Below are 19,682 nucleotides of genomic sequence, written 5' to 3' on the forward strand. Positions count from 1 at the left end.
ATTATATTATATCCTCCTCTAAATCTATGAACTCTTCTGCTAAGTCCATGTATGCCTCTGCTCCCCTGCATCTTGCATCATAATATATAACTGGCTTTCCATGACTAGGTGCTTCTGCCAATCTAACATTTCTAGGAATTAATGTAGTATATACACTTCCCTTGAAATACCTTTTTACCTCTTCAACTACCTGTATTGATAAATTAGCTCTTCCATCAAACATACTAAGGACTACTCCTTGTATTTCTATATGTGGATTAAGTCTAGACTTAACTAGCTTTATAGTTTCCATAAGCTGACTTACACCTTCTAGTGCATAATATTCACACTGTATTGGTATTAATACACTATCTACTGCTGTAAGACAGTTTATAGTTAACATTCCTAATGAAGGAGGACAATCTATAAATATATAATCATAATCTTTTCTTACACATTCTATAGCATTTTTTAATACATATTCTCTTTTATCCATATTAGTAAGCTCTATTTCTGCTCCTGATAACTCAGTTGCTGAAGCAATAGTGTCTACATTGTCAAACTCTGTAGGTAAAATTGCCTCTCTTATATCTACACTATCTAACATTACTTCATATATAGTGTTTTCTACCTCTTGTTTCTCTATTCCATATCCACTAGTTGTATTTCCTTGTGGATCTAAATCTAGTACTAGTACTTTTTTACCCATCTTTCCTATACTTGCACTTAAATTTACATTAGTTGTAGTTTTTCCAACTCCACCCTTTTGGTTAAAAACTGCTATAACTTTTCCCACAAGATTTCCCCCCTTGTTTCTTCTAAAATTCACTTTTCTAAAATTTATAGTATAAAATTTTTAATTCCAATTTTGATAAAAAAAGGCTACTGCCAAGCAGTAACCTTACTTTTTAGGAATTTTTACAACAACCTCCATATAATCGCCCTTATCTACTTCGTTATATTTAGCCTCAATTCCTGTTCCTATTATAGCATCGAAGGCTTGCTTCATAGTATTTAAGTATATTCTTATAGCCATTGAACTCTTTACATTTTGCTTTTTCTCTGGCTCTTCAGTTTCTTGTAAATCTTCTAATATATCCTTTATCAACTTTTCTGTTTTCTTTACAGTTAGCTCATTCTTTATTATTTTATCTAAGACATCCTTCATTAACTCTTCATTTGGTAACTTAAGCAATGCTCTTGCATGTCTTTCTGTTAGGTTATTTTCTACTAATTTTATTTTTATATCACTTGGCAATCTTAGTATTCTAAGTTTGTTAGCTATAGTAGATTGATTCTTTCCTAACTTTTCTGCTAGTTGCTGCTGTGTAAAATCATGCTCTTTTATTAAATTTTCATACCCCATAGCCTCTTCTATAAAATTTAAATCTTCTCTTTGTAAATTTTCTAGCAGTGCTAATACAGCAGAATATTCGTCAGACATGTTATTTATAATAGCCGGTATTACTGTTAAATTTGCCAATTTAGCCGCTCTAAATCTTCTTTCTCCAGCAATTAATTCATACTTTTCATCTTTAACTCTAACTGTTATTGGTTGAAGTATTCCATAAACTCTTATAGAGTTGCTTAATTCCTCTAATGCTGACTGTGAAAATACTTTTCTTGGTTGATATGGATTTGGAACTATATTTTCTATAGGTATCTCCACAACTCTTTTTTCTTCCATAACATCCCTCTCTTATTAGATATAAATATATTTGAATTTCATTATTTACTTACAAATTAATACTGCATTAGATACATATGAGTATACTATTTCTGCATGTAATTATATAATCCTTCTATTTTGTTTTATTTTTAATATATTTTTAATATACCTATCTCTATTTTATAGGACTTTTTGCAGGTTTACCCGCTTTTCTAGGGTATTTTTCTGGAGTATTTCTTACTTTTTTGAAAACTAATATATTATGGTCTAAATCAGTTTCTGGAAGCTCTACATCTATTTTTTCAATAAATTCTAATCCTAAAACATCCATAGCAGCTTTTGACTCTTCTAGCTCTAAGTTTGCATTAGGTCCTTTTAAACACACAAAATATCCTCCAACTTTAACAAATGGTACACAAAATTCCATAAGTATAGGTAATCCAGCCACAGCTCTTGCTGTTGCTATATCATATTGTTCTCTATATTGTTCTGACTTACCGAAATCTTCTGCTCTACCGTGTATAAACTCCATATTAGTTAAACCTAAGGTATTACTAACTTCTTTTAAGAAGTTTATTCTTTTGTTTAATGAATCTAAAAGAGTTACATTAGCATTTTCTAAGCATATCTTTAATGGTAATCCTGGAAAACCTGCACCTGTACCAACATCTATTATAGACATTCCATCTTTTATGTATCCATTAACTACAGCTGAAACAGAGTCCAAGAAGTGCTTTATATACACTTCTTTTTCCTCTTCTATTCCAGTAAGGTTCATCTTTTGATTCCAGTCGACTAGTATCTCTCTATAAACCTTGAAATCATTTAGCATTTTATCGCTTGGTTCTATTCCAAAATCCTTTAGACCTTGTCTTAGCATTTCCGTATTATTCATCTTTTCCCCCTCTAGTTCTTCTCATTTGCTCTAAGTATATAAGAAGTACTGATATATCAGCTGGTGAAACCCCTGATATACGAGATGCTTGACCTATTGAAACTGGCTTTATATCATTAAGTTTTTGTCTTGCTTCTATTCTTAAACCATCTATAGTTGAATAGTCTATAGTTTCTGGTAACTTTTTATTTTCAAGCTTTTTAAATTGCTCTATTTGCTTTAATTGCTTGTCTATATATCCTTCATATTTTGTCATTATTACACATTGTTCTTTCACTTCATAATGAACATCTTCTCCAGCACCTTTTCCTATAGCTTCAATTAAGTCATAGTTAACCTCTGGACGCTTTAAAAATTCATATAAAGATAATCCTACTTTTATTTCAGATGCTCCCATTTCTGCTAAAAGGTGATTTACTTCTTTAGGAGTAACTCTTTCTGTTTTTAATCTCTCTAATTCTTTTTCTATCTCAGCTTTCTTATCTAAGAATCTATTGTATCTGCTTTCTGTAACTAACCCTAAGTCATATCCTTTTTGAGTAAGTCTCATGTCTGCATTATCTTGTCTTAAGTATAATCTATACTCTGATCTAGATGTCATCATTCTATAGGGTTCGTTTGTTCCTTTAGTAACTAAATCATCTATTAAAACACCTATATAAGCTTCTGATCTATCAAGTACAAATGGCTCTCTTCCTTGTATTTTACATGCTGCATTTATACCAGCTATAAGACCTTGTGCTGCTGCCTCTTCATATCCTGAAGTACCGTTAAATTGTCCCGCACTAAATAAGTTTTCAACACCCTTTATTTCAAGTGTTATTTTTAATTGAGTAGGATCTATACAATCATATTCTATTGCATAAGCAGGTCTCATTATCTTAGCATTTTCAAGTCCTTGAATACTTTTATACATTTGTAATTGTACTTCATAAGGTAAACTAGTTGATATCCCTTGGATATACATCTCTTTTGTTTCTCTACCTTCTGGCTCTATAAATATTTGATGAGATTCCTTATCACTAAATCTAACAACTTTATCTTCTATAGATGGGCAGTATCTTGCTCCTGTACTTTTCGCCTGTCCACTATACATTGCTGTTCTACTTAAGTTACTTGTTATTATTTCATGAGTTTTTGTGTTTGTTCTTGTTAAATAACAAGGCTCTTGATCTATATTTATTTCATCACTTAAGAAAGAGAATGGAGTTATTCTTTTGTCACCCTCTTGGATTTCCATCTTAGTGAAATCTATACTATCTCTATGAATTCTAGCAGGAGTTCCTGTTTTGAATCTTCTCATATTTAATCCTAAATCCACTAGATTATCTGTTAAATGCTTTGAATAACCTAATGCATTAGGTCCTTCATTAATAGTTAATTCTCCTATGAATATCTTAGAATTTAAGTAAACTCCTGTTGCTAATATTACAGCTTTAGCTTCATATTGACATCCAAGTTTAGTAACTACTCCAGTAACAGTTTGACCTTCATGTAATATATCTACTACTTCATCCATTACTATATCTATATTAGGTTCATTTTCTAAAGTAGCTTTCATTTCTGTATGATATCTAAATTTATCCGCTTGTCCTCTTAGAGAGTGAACAGCTGGTCCTTTTGCAGTATTTAACATTCTACTTTGTATAAGTGTTTTATCTGCATTTACACCCATTTCACCACCTAAAGCATCTATTTCTTTTACTAATTGACCTTTACCTGTTCCTCCAACTGATGGGTTACATGGCATTAGTGCAATAGAGTCTAACGACATAGTTACTACTAGTGTTTTATGTCCCATTCTGGCAGTTGCTAAAGCAGCTTCACATCCGGCATGACCTGCTCCAACTACTATTACATCATATTTTCCTGCTTTGAAATCTATCATGTCAGTATCCTTTCTACGTTTATATTTATGTTTCACGAAAAACTTTTTTATAATTGCTTATCTACATTTTATATTATACACTTTATTTTCCGATACAGAAGTTACTAAATATAGTATCTAATAGGTCTTCTTTTACTGTGTCTCCATTTATATAACCTAGATAATCCCATATATTCTTGAAATCAACCTCTATAAAATCATATGGAAGGAATGTATCTATTGCATTTATAGCATCATTTATAGATTCATATGATTTTAATAATGCATCTTTGTGTCTAGAATTAGTTATTACTAAGCTAGATGAATTCTTAACACTGCCTTTATAAACCATAGATTCTATTTTATCATATAATTCTTCAATTCCTTCATGTTTTAATGCTGATGTTCTTATTATATTTTCTTCTTTTACATACTTAGCTAGTACATCTTCTTCTATTTTAGGTTCTAAATCTGTTTTATTTAATATAACTATAGTCTTCTTATTTTCTAGGTTTTCTAGTATTTCTATATCTTCATCAGAAAGATTTCTCGATGAATCTAATACCATTATAACTAAGTCTGCACTATTAAATGATTCTCTTGATTTTTCTACACCTATTTTTTCTACAACATCTTCTGTTTCTCTTATACCTGCTGTATCTACTATTTTTAAAGGTATACCTTTTATATTTACGAATTCTTCTATAACATCTCTAGTTGTTCCTGGTATATCTGTAACTATAGCTCTATTTTCACCTAATATAGAGTTAAGTAATGAAGATTTCCCAACATTTGGTTTACCAACTATTACTGTCTTAAGTCCGTCTCTAAGTATTTTACCACTTTCAGCCGTATCATATAATTTTTTAATTTCTATTCTTATTTCTTCAGCTTTTTCTTTAAGAGTTTGATATGTTATTTCTTCTATATCTTCCTCTGAAAAATCTATAGCAACTTCTAAGTGTGCTAATACTTCTGTTACTTTTCCTCTTAATTCTTTTATCTTACTTGATAAAGAACCTTCTAGCTGATTTTGAGCTACTTGATGAGCCATATCAGTTTTAGCTTTTATTACATCTATTATTGCTTCTGCTTGAGATAAATCTATTCTTCCATTTAAAAATGCTCTTTTTGTAAATTCTCCAGGTTCAGCTATTCTTACATCTTTAGATAATATAAGCTCTAATATTTTCTTTACTGAAATAAATCCTCCGTGGCAGTTTATTTCTATAACATCCTCTGCAGTATATGAGTTTGGCCCTTTCATATAAGCTAATAAAACTTCATCTATAACATCTTCACCGTCTACTATATTTCCGTATATTAAAGTTCTAGTTTTATATTCACTTATTGTTTTTCCTGACATAGATCTAAATATTTCATCTGCTACTTTCAGTGCTTTTTGACCACTAATTCTTACTATACCTATACCACCTTCACCTGATGCTGTTGCAATTGCTGCTATAGTATCATCTATAAACAAATTAATCACCTCTTATTATTTAGTTAATTTATCTTTAATTTCGTTATCTTTAATTCTTTCCTTAATCTTAACATTATATAAAATAAATAACAAAAATAAAACCCCCTATTACATAGGAGGTTAAATTTTATCTTTTATACTCTATTACTAATCTTCTATATGGATCTGTTCCCTCGCTATACGTAGTTACATACTTATCGTTTTGAAGAGCTGAGTGAATTATTCTTCTCTCATATGGATTCATATAGTCTAATTTCTTTATTTTTTTAGTTCTAGCTACTTCTCTAGCTGCTTTGTTAGCATATCTTATTAAAGATTCTTCTCTCTTTGATCTGTAGTTTTCTATATCTACAAGCACTCTCATATGCGAGTCTTTATTTATTTTATTAAGCGCTAATCCTGTAAGGAATTGAATTGAATCTAATGTTTCCCCTCTTCTTCCTATTAAACATGCAGCTTCTTTTCCTTCTATGTCTACTTTAATTAAATTATTATCTTGAGTAACATTAACTTTAGCCTCTACATTAGAGTTCTTAAGTATATTTTCAACAAACTCTTTAGCTATATCTGACTCAGTTTTAATAACTTTGAATCTGTATAGACCTTCCTTAGCACCTATAAAACCTAAGAAACCTTTTGTAGGTTCTTGTACTGTTTCTATTTGTAAATCTTTTTCAGATACTTTTAGCTCTTCAATTGCTTGGCTTATAGCATCTTCCTTACTCTTACTTCTTATTTCTATGCTTTCCTTCATCTATTACTTCCTCCTTAGAATTAGCTAACTTAGCTTTTAAAGGATTCATTACTAAATAATGTTGTGCAATTGAGAATAAGTTACCTACTGTCCAATATAATGTAAGACCTGCAGGGAACGTGAATCCCCAGAATAACATCATCCCCGACATGAAGTAAGTCATTATCTTCATTGAACCTTGTTGCTGATCCTTTGGCATCATTATCATTTGCATTAAGAATGTAGTTGCCCCTGATAATACAGCTAATATAATATCTGGTTGAGTTAGGTTTTTTATCCAAAGAAACCCTTCTGATGCAGTAGCAAGCGTTGCTTTATCTTGGAAAACACCATAAGTAACAGGATCTCTTAATACTGTAAATAATCCTATTAATATAGGCATTTGTATTAATAGTGGTAAACATCCTGCTAATGGATTTATCTTAGCTTCTTGATATACCTTCATTAACTCTTGTTGTTGCTTTTCTGGCTTATTTTTATACGTTTCTTGTATCTCTTTTATTTTAGGCTGTATATCTTGCATAGCCTTTGTAGACTTAGTTTGCTTTATTGTAAGCGGTAATAATAAAACTTTTACAAAAATTGTAAATACAATTATTGAAAGACCATAATTTCCAATAAAGTCAAAAATTGTCTTTAACACAACACCTAATAAATTACTTATAATACTCAACTGTTATACCTCCTAGAGTATATTCTGTTTTATTTTAAAGGATCGTAACCTCCTGGATGAAAAGGATGGCATTTCGATACTCTTTTTACTGTTAAATATATTCCTTTTAATAGCCCGTATTTTTTAAAAGCTTCTATAGAATATTGTGAACATGTTGGATAAAATCTACATGTAGGTCCTTTTAATGGAGATATAAATTTTTGATAAAATCTCACTAGATAAATACATAATTTCGCTAAGTATATATTTATTTCCTTCAGTATAGTAATTATTTTTTTCAAATTTTAAAATGCCTCCATATTTAGACTTTTGTTATTCACTTAATCTTATGTTTGCTTTTCTTACCAAATATTTTACAGACTTTTCAATATCTTTATATTCAGCCTGATTACTTGCTATCCTTGCTATAAAAACTATATCATACCCACTTTTAACGTTTTCATCTACATTTAATCTATATGATTCTCTTATTCTTCTTCTTATCTTATTTCTAACAATTGCTTTACCTACTTTTTTAGATACTGATATACCTAATTTAGTATCATCTGATTTGTTATCTAGTACATACATTACCAGATACTTAGTTGCAAAAGATTTGCCGTGTTTATACACTTTTCTAAAATCAGAGTCTTTTTTTAAGCCCTTTGTTTTCTTGAAGTCCATATTAAACCCTCCGTAAACACAGCTTGTAAATATAGTTTCTACACAAAAAGGCCACCTTTACAGCGGCCTCTCTCAATGATTAATGAGTTAATCTCTTTCTTCCTTTAGCTCTTCTTCTCTTTAACACGTTTCTTCCGTTAGAAGTTTTCATTCTTTTTCTGAATCCGTGTTCTTTTTTTCTTTGTCTTTTCTTTGGCTGATAAGTTCTTTTCATTACATACACCGCCTTTCAAATTTTATTTCCGTTTATTTTCCGTTTATAAGAATAATAACCTTACCCTCAAAGTAAACATAACACATACAATTATAAATGCTTTTATATTGCTTGTCAACTTGTTTTTAGATACATGAAATAACAAAATTGTTTGTTTTATTTTATATGTTTTGGTGACTATTTATTACCTCAAATTTGTCGTCTGATTTATCCACATTCATTTAAAAGTTGATTTATTATTATGTAGGAAAATTGCGTAAATTGTAGCTGTGTATTAATTTATCAACAGGTAGTTAATATTGTGGATAAATTAAGCAGAATGCCTTGAAGTTTGGCACTTATTCTGATATTATTAATATACTTGTTGATAATGTTTATAAGATTTATTAACTTATTAAGGTTATTCACAAGCTGTGGATATAAATGTGTATAACTTGTATACTTTTAGATAATACTTTAGTTATAAACTACATTTATTATATCTTTAGACTATTTATAACTTTATATACATATTGTTTATATCTTTTTATTTTTTAATACATTTTTACATTATTAATATTTTATCCACATAATTATCCAAATAAATCTAATGAATTTATTTATCATATATATTTTTTTGTTTTTTTGTTAATAACTTGTGGAAAGTGTTAATTAATTTGCGCGGAGGTTTATATTATGGATGTAGTTTCTTTATGGGACAAAACACTACAATTAATAAAAGGTGAGCTATCTCCACCTAGTTTTAATGCTTTTTTTAAGCAAATAGTACCTTTAAAAATACACAATAACGATTTAATTCTTTTAGTCCCTAATGACTTCACTAAAGGTATTTTAGAAGATAGATACTTAAATTTAATAGAAAGTTCTGTAAATCAGCTATCATTAAAAAAATATAATATTAAATTTGTTTTAAGTGAAAAAGACATAGAAGGTCTTGGAGAAGAAGCTAAAAGTTCAGCTTCAAAGGCTAATTATCCTAACCTAAATCCAAAATATACATTTGATACATTCGTAATCGGTAATAGTAATAGATTTGCTCATGCCGCATGTGTTGCTGTTGCTGAATCTCCAGCTAGAGCTTATAATCCTCTTTTCTTATATGGAGGCGTTGGATTAGGTAAAACTCACCTTATGCATGCTATAGGACATCATATAATGAGTCAAAAAAAGGATCCTAAAGTAGTCTATGTATCTTCTGAAAAATTTACAAATGAACTTATAAACTCTATCAAAGATGACAGAAATGAAGAGTTTAGAAATAAATATAGAAATGTCGATGTTCTTTTAATAGATGACATTCAATTTATAGCTGGAAAAGAAAGAACACAAGAAGAATTTTTCCATACCTTTAATTCTTTACATGAGGCTAATAAGCAAATAATTATTTCAAGTGATAGACCACCTAAAGAAATTCCAACATTAGAAGATAGACTTAGATCTAGATTCGAAATGGGACTTATAACAGATATACAAGCTCCTGATTTTGAAACTAGAATAGCAATACTTAGAAAAAAAGCTCAAATGGAAAATATTGATGTTCCAAACGAGGTTATGACATATATTGCTAAAAATATAAAGTCTAATATAAGAGAATTAGAAGGTGCCTTAACTAGAGTGGTTGCTTATTCATCTTTAACTAATAGAACTATATCTTTTGAATTAGCAGAAGAAGCTTTAAAAGATATAATAACTACTTCAAAAAATGAAGAAATAAATGTAAATAGAATAAAAGAGAAGGTAGCATCTGTATTTGATATAAAAATGGAAGATTTTAATTCTAAAAAAAGAACAAGATCAATTGCTTATCCTAGACAAATAGCAATGTATCTATCACGTGAACTTACAGATTTATCACTTCCTAAAATAGGTGAAGAGTTTGGAGGACGTGATCATACAACTGTTATACATGCCCACGATAAGATTATTAAAGATATACAAACTAATGAAGAAATCAAAATAAAAATAGAAAAAATAATCTCTGAATTGAAAGGGTAACTTATAAACAATTATATGTGGATTTTGTGTTAATATAATGTTTATATTTTTTTGTCTAAAATTTATTAACAATTTATACTACTAAAATCAACAAAGATATTAACACTTTATACACATGTTAATATCTTTGCATTTATTAGGCTTAAAGTATTTATTAACATTATCCACATAGCCTATTACTATTACTACTAATTTTTTATTTATTTTTTATATATGAAGACCACAAGGAGGTTATCCACATTGAAAATAATTTGTAATCAAAAAATACTTGCTAATAAAATCGGAATATCTCAAAAAGCTATTAATAGTAAAACTACTTTAGACTTATTAAAGGGAATATTATTATCAGCAAAAGGAGATCAACTAAAATTAACTGGTTATGATTTAGAAATAGGTATAGAAACTTATACACAAGCTGAAGTTATAGAAGAAGGAGAAATAGTAGTAAATGCTAGACTTTTTGGTGATATAATTAGAAAGCTACCAGATTCTTTTGTTGAAATAGAAACAGATAGTGAAAATAATGTATACATAAATTGTGTAAACTCAAGATTTAAGATAAAAGGAGATTCAGCTAAAGAATTTCCAAAGTTACCAGAAGTAAATAAAGAAGACTTATATAATATACCTCAAGATTTACTAAAAAATATGATAAAGCAAACAGTATTTGCTATATCTCAAGACCAAACAAAGCCTATCTTAATGGGTGAACTTTTAGAAATAGTAAATGGTAATATAAGTTTAGTAGCTATAGATGGATATAGATTAGCTGTTAGAAGCTGTAATTTAGAGAATATTTCAAATGATGCTAAAGTTATAATTCCAGGAAAGGCATTAATAGATGTAAATAGCTTATTATCATCAGAAGAAGATATAAAAATGGGATTTGATGATAAAAATGCAATATTTATAATAAATGACACTAAAATAATAACTAGACTTTTAGAAGGTGAATTTATAGATTATAAAAGATTACTTCCAAGAGAACACAATACTAGAGTTAAATTAAAAACAAGAGATCTTTTAAATAGTATTGAGAGAGCATCATTATTATCTCAAGCTGAAAAAAATAATCTAATCAAATTATCTATAAGAGATAATGCAATGGCAATAACTTCTAATACAGATAAAGGAAATGTTTATGAAGAAGTTTCACTAGAATTAGAAGGAGATTATTTAGATATCGCATTCAATTCAAGATACTTCTTAGAAGGATTAAAAAACATTGATAGTGAAGAGATATTTATAGAATTCACAACAAATGTTAATCCTTGTATAATAAAACCTGCTGACGAAATCGAGTACACATACCTATTACTTCCAGTAAGAATATCATCTAGTATATAATTCATTAAAAAAGCCCAACTAATAAAGTTGGGTTTTTATAACTAATTTTATGATATAATATATTTTTGACATGTTAGTGAAAAACTAAATGAAAATAAATAGGAGGACGAGCTATGATAGAGATAAATATAGATTCAGAATATATAAAATTAGATCAACTTTTAAAATTAGCAGACTTAGCATCAACAGGTGGACATGCTAAATTTTTAATATTAGAAGGTCTAGTTAAGGTAAATGGAGAAGTTGAAACAAGAAGAGGAAGAAAACTTAAACCTCAAGATATAGTTGAGGTAGAAGGAAATCAAATAAAAGTAGTGTAATAAGGAGAGCCTTTTATGCAACTAAATAGTTTGCAGTTAGTCAATTTTAGAAATTACGATAGTTTACATCTGGAATTTAATAAAAAAGTAAATCTTCTTGTCGGAAAAAATGGCCAAGGAAAGACTAATATAGTAGAATCTATATATATGCTATCTTTTGGAAAGTCCTTTAGAACCAATAAAGACAAGGAAATAATAAAATTTGAAAAAGAGAATCTTTATGTTGGAGGAGCTTTTTCAAAGGAAAATACTAAAGGCTTAATTGAAATAGCTATCAGTAAGAATAAGAAGGGTATAAAAGTAAATAAAATACCTATTCAAAAAATATACGAACTGCTTGGAAATATAAATGTTGTAATATTTTCTCCAGAAGATTTGAGACTAGTTAAAGAAGGACCTAAAGAAAGAAGATCTTTCATAGATAAAGAGATTAGTCAAATTATACCTAGATATTATAATTATCTTACAAATTATAATAAAATATTATTCCAAAGGAATCAGTTACTTAAGAGTAAGAATATAGATAAATCTTTATTAGATGTATATGATGAAAGTTTAGCTAAGTACGGGAGCTATATTTACATACTTAGAAGAGATTTTATAAAGAAAATAGCAGGTATATCTAAAAGTTTACATGATAAACTAACTGGAGGAATTGAAGATTTAGTTATAACATATAAAAATCAAATTGATATAAATGATGAAGATACTGCCCAGACAGTATATAACAAATTTATTGAAAAACTTTCGTCAAGCCGTGAGCATGATATAGATACAAGAACTACTAGATATGGATTACATAGAGATGATCTTAACATATTTGTTAACGGATTAGATGTAAGGTTATATGGTTCACAAGGACAACAAAGAACTGCATCAATTTCTTTAAAATTATCAGAAATTGAGTTAATAAATAATGAAGTTGGAGAATATCCAATATTAATTTTAGACGATGTGTTCAGTGAATTAGATGAAACAAGGCAAAAACTATTAGTAAATAACTTAAATGTAGTTCAAATGTTTATAACTACAGCAGAGGTTTCACATAAAAGTATATTCAATATAGATAACACTACTATATTTAATATTGACAATGGAAGTGTTGTAAACATAGAGAATGGAGGGAACTAGATGAAGCAAGAATATGGTGCAAGTCAGATTCAGGTTCTAGAAGGATTAGAGCCTGTTAGAAAAAGACCTGGTATGTATATAGGATCTACTGGTCCAAGAGGGTTACATCACTTAGTTTACGAGATAGTAGACAACAGTATAGATGAAGCACTTCAAGGATATTGTACTGAGATATACGTATCTATAAATCAAGATGGAAGTATCTTAGTAAGAGATAATGGGAGAGGGATACCAGTTGAAGTTCACCCTCAAACAGGTAAGTCTACACTAGAAACAGTTTTAACAGTACTTCATGCAGGAGGAAAGTTCGGTGGAGGAGGATACAAGGTATCTGGTGGTCTTCACGGAGTTGGGGTATCTGTTGTTAATGCGTTATCTGAGTGGTTAGTAGCAGAAATTTCAAGAGATGGAAAGTTATATAGACAAACTTATGAAAAAGGTGTAGCTACATCAGAACTTAATGCAGTAGGAACATCAAGCCATACAGGAACTTGTATAAGCTTCATGCCTGATGCTACTATATTTGACGAAATAGACTTCAAGTATGAAACATTAGAGCATAGATTAAGAGAATTAGCATTCCTTAACAAAGGAATAAAAATAATTTTAGAAGATAAAAGAGAAGGAAAAGAAAAGATAAAAGAATTCCACTACCTTGGTGGTTTAGTAGAATATATAAAATACTTAAATAAATCGAGAACTGGAATACATGAAGATATAGTTTATATAGACAAAAAAGTAGATGACTATATGGTAGAATTAGCAATGCAATATACTGATGGTTACACGGAAAACATATATTCATTTGCTAATAATATAAATACTCATGAGGGTGGATCTCATTTAAGTGGATTTAAAGCGGCCCTTACTAAAACATTAAATGATTACGCAAGAAGAAATAAAGTAATAAAAGATAATGAGCCTAATTTATTAGGTGAAGATATAAGAGAAGGTCTTACAGCTGTAGTATCTGTTAAGCTTCCTGAGCCTCAATTCGAAGGTCAAACAAAGACTAAGCTAGGTAATACAGAGATGAGAGGTATAGTGGATAGTATAACTGTTGAAGAATTAGGAGCTTTCTTAGAAGAAAACCCAACTACAGCAAAAATAATAGTTGATAAGGCCCTTAGAGCTCAAAGAGCGAGAGAAGCTGCAAAAAGAGCAAGAGAGTTAACTAGAAGAAAAAGTGTGTTAGAAAGTACTGCATTACCTGGGAAATTAGCAGACTGTGCTGAAAAAGACCCAGCTAAGAGTGAAGTATTCTTAGTCGAAGGGGATTCTGCCGGTGGATCTGCTAAACAAGGTAGAGATAGACACACTCAAGCTATATTACCACTAAGAGGTAAGATACTTAACGTTGAAAAATCTAGATTAGATAAAATATTATCTTCAGATGAAATAAAAAATATGATAACTGCTTTTGGATGTGGTATAGGAAATGACTTCGATTTAGAAAAAGCTAGATATCATAAAATAGTAATAATGACTGATGCCGATGTCGATGGAGCTCACATTAGAACATTATTACTTACATTCTTCTTTAGATACATGAGACCACTTATAGAAAATGGATATGTATATGCAGCGCAACCACCACTATATAAGGTCAAGAAACAAAAGAAAGAATACTATGTATACTCAGACAAAGAGCTTGCTAGCCTATTAGAGTCGATTGGTAGAACTGGCGTAGAGTTACAAAGATACAAAGGACTTGGAGAAATGAATGCAGAGCAATTATGGGATACAACAATGAACCCAGAAACTAGAACATTACTACAAGTAAATATAGAAGATGCGGCTATGGCAGATGAGGTATTCTCAATGCTTATGGGTGATAAAGTAGCCCCAAGAAAAGAATTTATAGAAACAAATGCTAAATACGTTAAGAATTTAGATATATAAGAAAGGGGATGAGTGTAAATGGAAGAAAACAATAGAATACTTCCTTTAGAAATAGCTGATGAAATGAAAAAATCGTATATGGATTATGCGATGAGTGTTATAGCTGGACGTGCTCTTCCTGATGTAAGAGACGGTCTTAAGCCAGTTCATAGAAGAATACTATACTCTATGAATGAATTGAACTTAACACCAGATAAACCTTATAGAAAGTCTGCCCGTATAGTTGGGGACGTTCTAGGGAAATATCACCCACATGGTGATAGTGCAGTTTACTTAGCTATGGTTAGAATGGCACAAGATTTCTCTACAAGAGGACTTTTAGTTGATGGACATGGTAACTTTGGTTCAGTCGATGGAGATTCACCAGCGGCAATGCGTTATACTGAAGCTAGAATGAGTAAACTATCTTTAGAATTATTAAGAGATATAGAAAAAGAGACTGTTGATTTTATCCCTAACTTTGATGAGTCTTTAAAGGAGCCAGCAGTATTACCATCTAGATTCCCAAACTTATTAGTTAATGGATCTAACGGTATAGCAGTTGGTATGGCAACAAGTATACCACCTCATAACTTAGCAGAGGTTATAGATGCAACAGTACATTTAATAGATAATGAGGAGTGCACTGTAGAAGATTTAATGCAGTTTGTACAAGGACCAGATTTTCCTACTTCAGCAATAATAATGGGAAAAGAAAATATAGCTAATGCCTATAGAACAGGTAGAGGAAAAGTAAAAGTTAGAGCAAGAGCTTATATAGAAGAACTACCTAAGAATAAGCAACAAATAGTAGTAACTGAAATACCATATCAAGTTAATAAAGCTAAGTTAGTTGAAAAAATAGCTGATTTAGTTAAAGAGAAGAAGGTTGAAGGAATATCTGACCTAAGAGATGAAAGTAACAGAAATGGTATGAGAATAGTTATAGAGCTTAAGAGAGACGTTAATGCAAATATAGTATTAAACAACTTATATAAGCATTCTCAAATGGAAGAAACTATAAGTATAATAATGCTTGCATTAGTTGATGGTCAACCAAGAGTATTAAATCTTAAGCAAATATTATACTACTATGTAAAACATCAAAAAGATGTAGTTACAAGAAGAACTAAATTTGAATTAAATAAAGCTGAAGCAAGAGCTCACATATTAGAAGGGTTAAGAATAGCTTTAGATAACATAGATGCAGTAATAAAATTAATAAGAAGCTCTAAGACTACTCAAGAAGCTAAAGCAGGTCTTATGGAGAGATTTGGATTATCAGAAATTCAATCACAAGCTATATTAGACATGAGACTTCAAAGACTTACAGGATTGGAAAGAGATAAAATAGAAGCAGAGTATGAAGAGTTAATTAAGAAAATAAATAGATTAAAAGAAATATTAGCTAATGAGAGATTACTTCTTAACGTAATAAAAGACGAAATGCTAATAATTAAAAAGAATTATGCTGACGAAAGAAGAACTGAAATAAGACATGCTGAGGGTGAAATAGACGTTAGAGATCTTATTGAAGAAGAAGAAATAGCTATAACTCTAACTCACTTTGGATACATAAAGAGAGTGCCAGCAGATACTTATAAGAGTCAAAATAGAGGTGGAAGAGGTATATCAGCTCTTACTACAAGAGAAGAAGACTTTGTTAAGCACCTTGTAACAACAACGACTCATAGTAAGTTATTATTCTTCACTAACAAAGGTAGAGTATTTAAATTAAATGCTTATGAAATACCTGAAGGGAAGAGACAGTCTAAAGGTACAGCTATAATAAACTTACTTCAACTAGCTCCAAATGAAAAAATAGCCACACTAATAGCAATAAATGAAAATGATGAGAATCAATATTTATTATTAGCTACTAAAAATGGTATAGTTAAAAAGACTAAGCGTGAAGAGTTCAAAAATATTAATAAATCTGGGCTGATAGCTATAGGATTAAGAGAAGACGATGAGCTTATAGGAGTTAAGTTAACAGATGCTAATAAGGAAGTTTTACTAATAACTAAAGATGGTATGTCTATAAGATTTGATGAAAATGACATAAGACCAATGGGTAGAACTGCTATGGGTGTTAAAGGTATAACTTTAGGCGCTGATGATAAAGTAGTATCTATGAGCTTAACAGATGAAGGAACAGAAGTATTAGTAGTTAGTGAAAATGGATTTGGAAAAAGAACAGATATAGAAGAGTATAGAACTCAGATAAGAGCTGGTAAAGGTATAAAGACATATAATATAGCTGCTAAGACAGGAAAGCTTGTTGGAGCTGAAATGGTTACAGAAGAAGACGAAATAATGATAATAAACTCAGATGGAGTGTTAATAAGATTAAGAGTGAATGAAATATCATTATTTGGAAGAGTAACAAGCGGTGTTAAACTAATGAAGACCAATGATGAAGTTAATGTAGTTTCTATTGCTAAAATAAATATAGAAGAAGAATAGGAATATATCCTATTCTTTTTCCATAGCTATCGACTATAGGAGAGGAGAATGTATTATGAGCAATAAGAAAGGGAAATATTTATTACTAGGAGCATTTCTTGGATTTATAGCCGGTTTATTCTTTGCACCTAAAAAAGGTTCAGAATTAAGAAGAGATGCTAAAGAAAAGCTAGGTGAGGTTAAGGAAAACCCAAAAGAAGCTTTACAAGGAACAATAGATGGTGTAAAAACTAAAATAAATAATCTAATTGATGATAATGTATTAGAAGATAGTATAGATATATGTGAAGATGAAATAGTAATAAGTAGAACTTTTGAAGATGAAGGGGAGAATAATTAATGGATGCAATGGGATGGCAAATAGGTGCTGTTTTATTTGGTGTTTCGGCATTAATTATAGCAATATACATAGGAAGATTATTGAATGAGACAACTAAAGTTGTAGGAAAGGTATACAAAATAGTTGACTATAATGAAAGACATATACACGAGACAATAGAAAATGTTGCCGCTATATCTAAAAATACAGAAGAAATAACTGATTTAGTTGGCAAAGTGGCAGGTATAGCCAAAATATTTAAATTTATAAAGAGATAATTGCATATAAGGAGGTTTATTGATGTCAATAAATATAAATTCAAAGCTAAATGAACAAGAATGTTTCTGGGATATATCACTAGAAGGAGAACTTGATGTTTCTACAGCAGATAAGTTAAAAGAACATTTACATAATTTAGCAGATAAAGAATCTTTAGATATGAAAATTAACCTTACAAACTTAGACTATATAGATTCAACTGGTTTAGGTGTAATGATAGGAGTACTTAAGAAATTAAAAATAAACGGAAAGGAAATATATATATTAAATCCAAAAATCAATGTAAAAAAAATATTTGCAATAACAGGACTAGATAAAATATTTAAAGTGGAGGGATAGACGTTGGCTTTTGAAACAATAAAGATGGAAATAAGCTCAAACCCTGAGTATGTTGGAATTATAAGATTAACCACATCAGGTATAGCTAATAAAATCGGATTTTCGATAGGTGATATAGAAGACATAAAAGTTGCTGTATCAGAAGCTTGTACAAATGCTATAAAGCATAGTAATGATAATAAATTTTTTATAACTTTTGATATATTAGAAAATGGATTAGCTATAGAAATTGAAGATAAAGGCAAGGGGTACGATGTAGAATCTTTACATCAACCAGATTTAAATAATCCAAAAGAAAGTGGGTTAGGATTATTTATAATACAATCATTAATGGATGAAGTTAATATAGAATCTAAAGAAAATAAAGGGACTATAATAAAAATGACTAAGTATTTAGGAGTTGGTATTTAATGAAAAACGTAGCTAATGCTACTAATTACCTAGACATAGATAATAAGGAGCTATTCAAGATATATAGCAAGGATAAAGATAACAAAGAAGTTAGAAATATTCTTATTGAAAAACATCTATATTTAGTAAATTTGTTAGCTAAAAAATATGCAAATAAAGGTGTAGAATTTGAAGATATATATCAAGTAGCTTCATTAGCATTAATATACGCTATAGATAGGTATGATATAGAAAAAGGGTATGAGTTTTCAAGTTTTGCAACTCCTACGATAATAGGTGAAATAAAAAAGTACTTTAGAGATAAAGTATGGACACTTAGAGTACCGAGGCGTGTTCAAGAGTTAAGCAAAAAGATAAGTGAAGCCAAAGTTATATTAGAACAAGAATATAAAAAACAACCTAGAGTAGAAGAGATTGCAAAATATATAGGGTGTACAGAAGAAGATGTTTTAGAAGCCATGGAAGCATCTTATGGATATCAACCTATATCATTAGATTCATCAAGTAATGATGATTCAGAAGATAAAGATATAACATTGATAGACAAAATTGGACAAGAAGAAAGTAGTTTTGGAAATATAGAACAGCGAGACTTTATAAATAAATTCATGGAAAATTTAAATGAATTAGAAGTTAAAATATTTAAAGATAGATTTTTCTTAGATAAAACTCAATCTATGATTGCAAAAGAACTAGAAATCTCTCAAATGACTGTTTCTAGGCTAGAAAGAAAGATAGTTGAAAAGCTTAGAAAAGAATATGAAAAAAATTTATAAAAAAGTTTTTGAAAAAGTATTGACCTACTGTTTATTCTATAGTATATTATTACTTGTCCTTAAGAAAAGGGCAAATAAGAAATGAACTTTGAAAATTAAACAGTAGGTTAATTTATATAACTGATTCTTAAAAGAATCGAATACAACCAAGCCAGATATTCAGATAATGATAGTCTGAGCAGGTAACAACTTTTATTTGAGAGTTTGATCCTGGCTCAGGA

At 29.7% G+C, this 19,682-nt stretch carries 21 protein-coding genes; 11 read left to right on the forward strand and 10 right to left on the reverse strand.

Going from position 1 to position 19,682, the window contains the following annotated elements; genetic code table 11:
• Position 1: 1 nt before the first annotated feature.
• From ABCP60_RS13870 to rpmH, 10 genes are all read right to left on the reverse strand, one after another.
• On the reverse strand, positions 2-775 hold the full coding sequence (locus ABCP60_RS13870) for an AAA family ATPase (RefSeq protein WP_195238425.1): 774 nt from the start codon (positions 773-775) through the stop codon (positions 2-4).
• A 105-nt stretch (positions 776-880) separates the two neighbouring features.
• Complete coding sequence (gene noc, locus ABCP60_RS13875) at positions 881-1,666, reverse strand: nucleoid occlusion protein (protein ID WP_092921687.1); 786 nt, start codon at positions 1,664-1,666, stop codon at positions 881-883.
• A 157-nt stretch (positions 1,667-1,823) separates the two neighbouring features.
• On the reverse strand, positions 1,824-2,543 hold the full coding sequence (rsmG, locus tag ABCP60_RS13880; protein ID WP_092921689.1) for a 16S rRNA (guanine(527)-N(7))-methyltransferase RsmG: 720 nt from the start codon (positions 2,541-2,543) through the stop codon (positions 1,824-1,826).
• Positions 2,536-4,431 (reverse strand): tRNA uridine-5-carboxymethylaminomethyl(34) synthesis enzyme MnmG, encoded by a 1,896-nt coding sequence (gene mnmG, locus ABCP60_RS13885; protein WP_092921691.1) that lies wholly within the window; start codon positions 4,429-4,431, stop codon positions 2,536-2,538. The genes rsmG and mnmG overlap by 8 nt, the downstream gene beginning before the upstream one ends.
• An 82-nt stretch (positions 4,432-4,513) precedes the next feature.
• Positions 4,514-5,893 (reverse strand): tRNA uridine-5-carboxymethylaminomethyl(34) synthesis GTPase MnmE, encoded by a 1,380-nt coding sequence (gene mnmE, locus ABCP60_RS13890; protein WP_343101930.1) that lies wholly within the window; start codon positions 5,891-5,893, stop codon positions 4,514-4,516.
• Between the two features lie 127 nt (positions 5,894-6,020).
• Positions 6,021-6,647, reverse strand: coding sequence for an RNA-binding cell elongation regulator Jag/EloR (gene jag, locus ABCP60_RS13895; RefSeq protein WP_092921694.1), 627 nt, complete (start codon positions 6,645-6,647; stop codon positions 6,021-6,023).
• Positions 6,619-7,320 (reverse strand): YidC/Oxa1 family membrane protein insertase, encoded by a 702-nt coding sequence (locus tag ABCP60_RS13900; RefSeq protein WP_092921696.1) that lies wholly within the window; start codon positions 7,318-7,320, stop codon positions 6,619-6,621. The genes jag and ABCP60_RS13900 overlap by 29 nt, the downstream gene beginning before the upstream one ends.
• Positions 7,321-7,349: 29 nt before the next feature.
• Positions 7,350-7,601 carry a membrane protein insertion efficiency factor YidD gene (gene yidD / locus ABCP60_RS13905; protein ID WP_092921698.1) on the reverse strand — a complete coding sequence of 84 codons (252 nt, stop codon included), beginning with the start codon at positions 7,599-7,601 and terminating at the stop codon, positions 7,350-7,352.
• 31 nt (positions 7,602-7,632) lie between these two features.
• Positions 7,633-7,983 carry a ribonuclease P protein component gene (gene rnpA, locus ABCP60_RS13910; RefSeq protein ID WP_092921700.1) on the reverse strand — a complete coding sequence of 117 codons (351 nt, stop codon included), beginning with the start codon at positions 7,981-7,983 and terminating at the stop codon, positions 7,633-7,635.
• Between the two features lie 79 nt (positions 7,984-8,062).
• Positions 8,063-8,197: a 50S ribosomal protein L34 gene (rpmH, locus tag ABCP60_RS13915; protein WP_092921702.1), complete on the reverse strand. Its 135-nt coding sequence runs from the start codon at positions 8,195-8,197 to the stop codon at positions 8,063-8,065.
• 675 nt (positions 8,198-8,872) lie between these two features.
• Here rpmH and dnaA point away from each other — a divergent pair.
• The 11 genes from dnaA to ABCP60_RS13970 all read left to right on the forward strand — a co-directional run bounded on the left by dnaA (position 8,873) and on the right by ABCP60_RS13970 (position 19,461).
• Positions 8,873-10,192 (forward strand): chromosomal replication initiator protein DnaA, encoded by a 1,320-nt coding sequence (gene dnaA, locus ABCP60_RS13920; RefSeq protein WP_092921704.1) that lies wholly within the window; start codon positions 8,873-8,875, stop codon positions 10,190-10,192.
• 240 nt (positions 10,193-10,432) lie between these two features.
• The gene (dnaN, locus tag ABCP60_RS13925; RefSeq protein WP_092921706.1) at positions 10,433-11,539 is read left to right on the forward strand and encodes a DNA polymerase III subunit beta; all 1,107 of its coding nucleotides are present in this window, start codon (positions 10,433-10,435) and stop codon (positions 11,537-11,539) included.
• Between the two features lie 113 nt (positions 11,540-11,652).
• The gene (gene yaaA / locus ABCP60_RS13930; RefSeq protein WP_092921708.1) at positions 11,653-11,859 is read left to right on the forward strand and encodes a S4 domain-containing protein YaaA; all 207 of its coding nucleotides are present in this window, start codon (positions 11,653-11,655) and stop codon (positions 11,857-11,859) included.
• 15 nt (positions 11,860-11,874) lie between these two features.
• A complete protein-coding gene (gene recF / locus ABCP60_RS13935) occupies positions 11,875-12,990 on the forward strand; it encodes a DNA replication/repair protein RecF (RefSeq protein ID WP_092921710.1) in 1,116 nt (371 codons plus the stop codon).
• Positions 12,991-14,892, forward strand: a complete 1,902-nt coding sequence (gyrB, locus tag ABCP60_RS13940) for a DNA topoisomerase (ATP-hydrolyzing) subunit B (RefSeq protein ID WP_092921712.1) — start codon at positions 12,991-12,993, stop codon at positions 14,890-14,892.
• 18 nt (positions 14,893-14,910) lie between these two features.
• On the forward strand, positions 14,911-17,337 hold the full coding sequence (gene gyrA / locus ABCP60_RS13945; RefSeq protein WP_092921714.1) for a DNA gyrase subunit A: 2,427 nt from the start codon (positions 14,911-14,913) through the stop codon (positions 17,335-17,337).
• Between the two features lie 55 nt (positions 17,338-17,392).
• Complete coding sequence (locus ABCP60_RS13950) at positions 17,393-17,677, forward strand: YtxH domain-containing protein (protein WP_092921716.1); 285 nt, start codon at positions 17,393-17,395, stop codon at positions 17,675-17,677.
• Positions 17,677-17,934 carry a hypothetical protein gene (locus ABCP60_RS13955; protein WP_092921718.1) on the forward strand — a complete coding sequence of 86 codons (258 nt, stop codon included), beginning with the start codon at positions 17,677-17,679 and terminating at the stop codon, positions 17,932-17,934. The genes ABCP60_RS13950 and ABCP60_RS13955 overlap by 1 nt, the downstream gene beginning before the upstream one ends.
• Before the next feature lie 22 nt (positions 17,935-17,956).
• Positions 17,957-18,274 carry an STAS domain-containing protein gene (locus ABCP60_RS13960; RefSeq protein WP_166506172.1) on the forward strand — a complete coding sequence of 106 codons (318 nt, stop codon included), beginning with the start codon at positions 17,957-17,959 and terminating at the stop codon, positions 18,272-18,274.
• 24 nt (positions 18,275-18,298) lie between these two features.
• Positions 18,299-18,685 carry an ATP-binding protein gene (locus ABCP60_RS13965; protein ID WP_166506309.1) on the forward strand — a complete coding sequence of 129 codons (387 nt, stop codon included), beginning with the start codon at positions 18,299-18,301 and terminating at the stop codon, positions 18,683-18,685.
• Positions 18,685-19,461 (forward strand): SigB/SigF/SigG family RNA polymerase sigma factor, encoded by a 777-nt coding sequence (locus ABCP60_RS13970; protein ID WP_166506173.1) that lies wholly within the window; start codon positions 18,685-18,687, stop codon positions 19,459-19,461. Before ABCP60_RS13965 ends, ABCP60_RS13970 begins: the two co-directional genes overlap by 1 nt.
• Positions 19,462-19,682: the final 221 nt, after the last annotated feature.

Source organism: Romboutsia sp. MSSM.1001216sp_RTP31141st1_G3_RTP31141_220114, from assembly GCF_039031195.1.
GTDB lineage: Bacteria > Bacillota > Clostridia > Peptostreptococcales > Peptostreptococcaceae > Romboutsia_C > Romboutsia_C hominis.

Excerpts from the sequence above, each read along its gene's own strand:
- ABCP60_RS13960 (WP_166506172.1), top strand. The coding sequence starts at position 17,957 with ATGTCAATAAATATAAATTCAAAGCTAAATGAACAAGAATGTTTCTGG.
- gyrB (WP_092921712.1), top strand. The coding sequence starts at position 12,991 with ATGAAGCAAGAATATGGTGCAAGTCAGATTCAGGTTCTAGAAGGATTA.
- jag (WP_092921694.1), bottom strand. The coding sequence starts at position 6,647 with ATGAAGGAAAGCATAGAAATAAGAAGTAAGAGTAAGGAAGATGCTATA.
- rsmG (WP_092921689.1), bottom strand. The coding sequence starts at position 2,543 with ATGAATAATACGGAAATGCTAAGACAAGGTCTAAAGGATTTTGGAATA.
- noc (WP_092921687.1), bottom strand. The coding sequence starts at position 1,666 with ATGGAAGAAAAAAGAGTTGTGGAGATACCTATAGAAAATATAGTTCCA.
- ABCP60_RS13970 (WP_166506173.1), top strand. The coding sequence starts at position 18,685 with ATGAAAAACGTAGCTAATGCTACTAATTACCTAGACATAGATAATAAG.
- ABCP60_RS13955 (WP_092921718.1), top strand. The coding sequence starts at position 17,677 with ATGGATGCAATGGGATGGCAAATAGGTGCTGTTTTATTTGGTGTTTCG.
- ABCP60_RS13950 (WP_092921716.1), top strand. The coding sequence starts at position 17,393 with ATGAGCAATAAGAAAGGGAAATATTTATTACTAGGAGCATTTCTTGGA.
- dnaA (WP_092921704.1), top strand. The coding sequence starts at position 8,873 with ATGGATGTAGTTTCTTTATGGGACAAAACACTACAATTAATAAAAGGT.
- rnpA (WP_092921700.1), bottom strand. The coding sequence starts at position 7,983 with ATGGACTTCAAGAAAACAAAGGGCTTAAAAAAAGACTCTGATTTTAGA.
- mnmG (WP_092921691.1), bottom strand. The coding sequence starts at position 4,431 with ATGATAGATTTCAAAGCAGGAAAATATGATGTAATAGTAGTTGGAGCA.
- rpmH (WP_092921702.1), bottom strand. The coding sequence starts at position 8,197 with ATGAAAAGAACTTATCAGCCAAAGAAAAGACAAAGAAAAAAAGAACAC.
- yaaA (WP_092921708.1), top strand. The coding sequence starts at position 11,653 with ATGATAGAGATAAATATAGATTCAGAATATATAAAATTAGATCAACTT.
- recF (WP_092921710.1), top strand. The coding sequence starts at position 11,875 with ATGCAACTAAATAGTTTGCAGTTAGTCAATTTTAGAAATTACGATAGT.
- gyrA (WP_092921714.1), top strand. The coding sequence starts at position 14,911 with ATGGAAGAAAACAATAGAATACTTCCTTTAGAAATAGCTGATGAAATG.
- ABCP60_RS13965 (WP_166506309.1), top strand. The coding sequence starts at position 18,299 with ATGGAAATAAGCTCAAACCCTGAGTATGTTGGAATTATAAGATTAACC.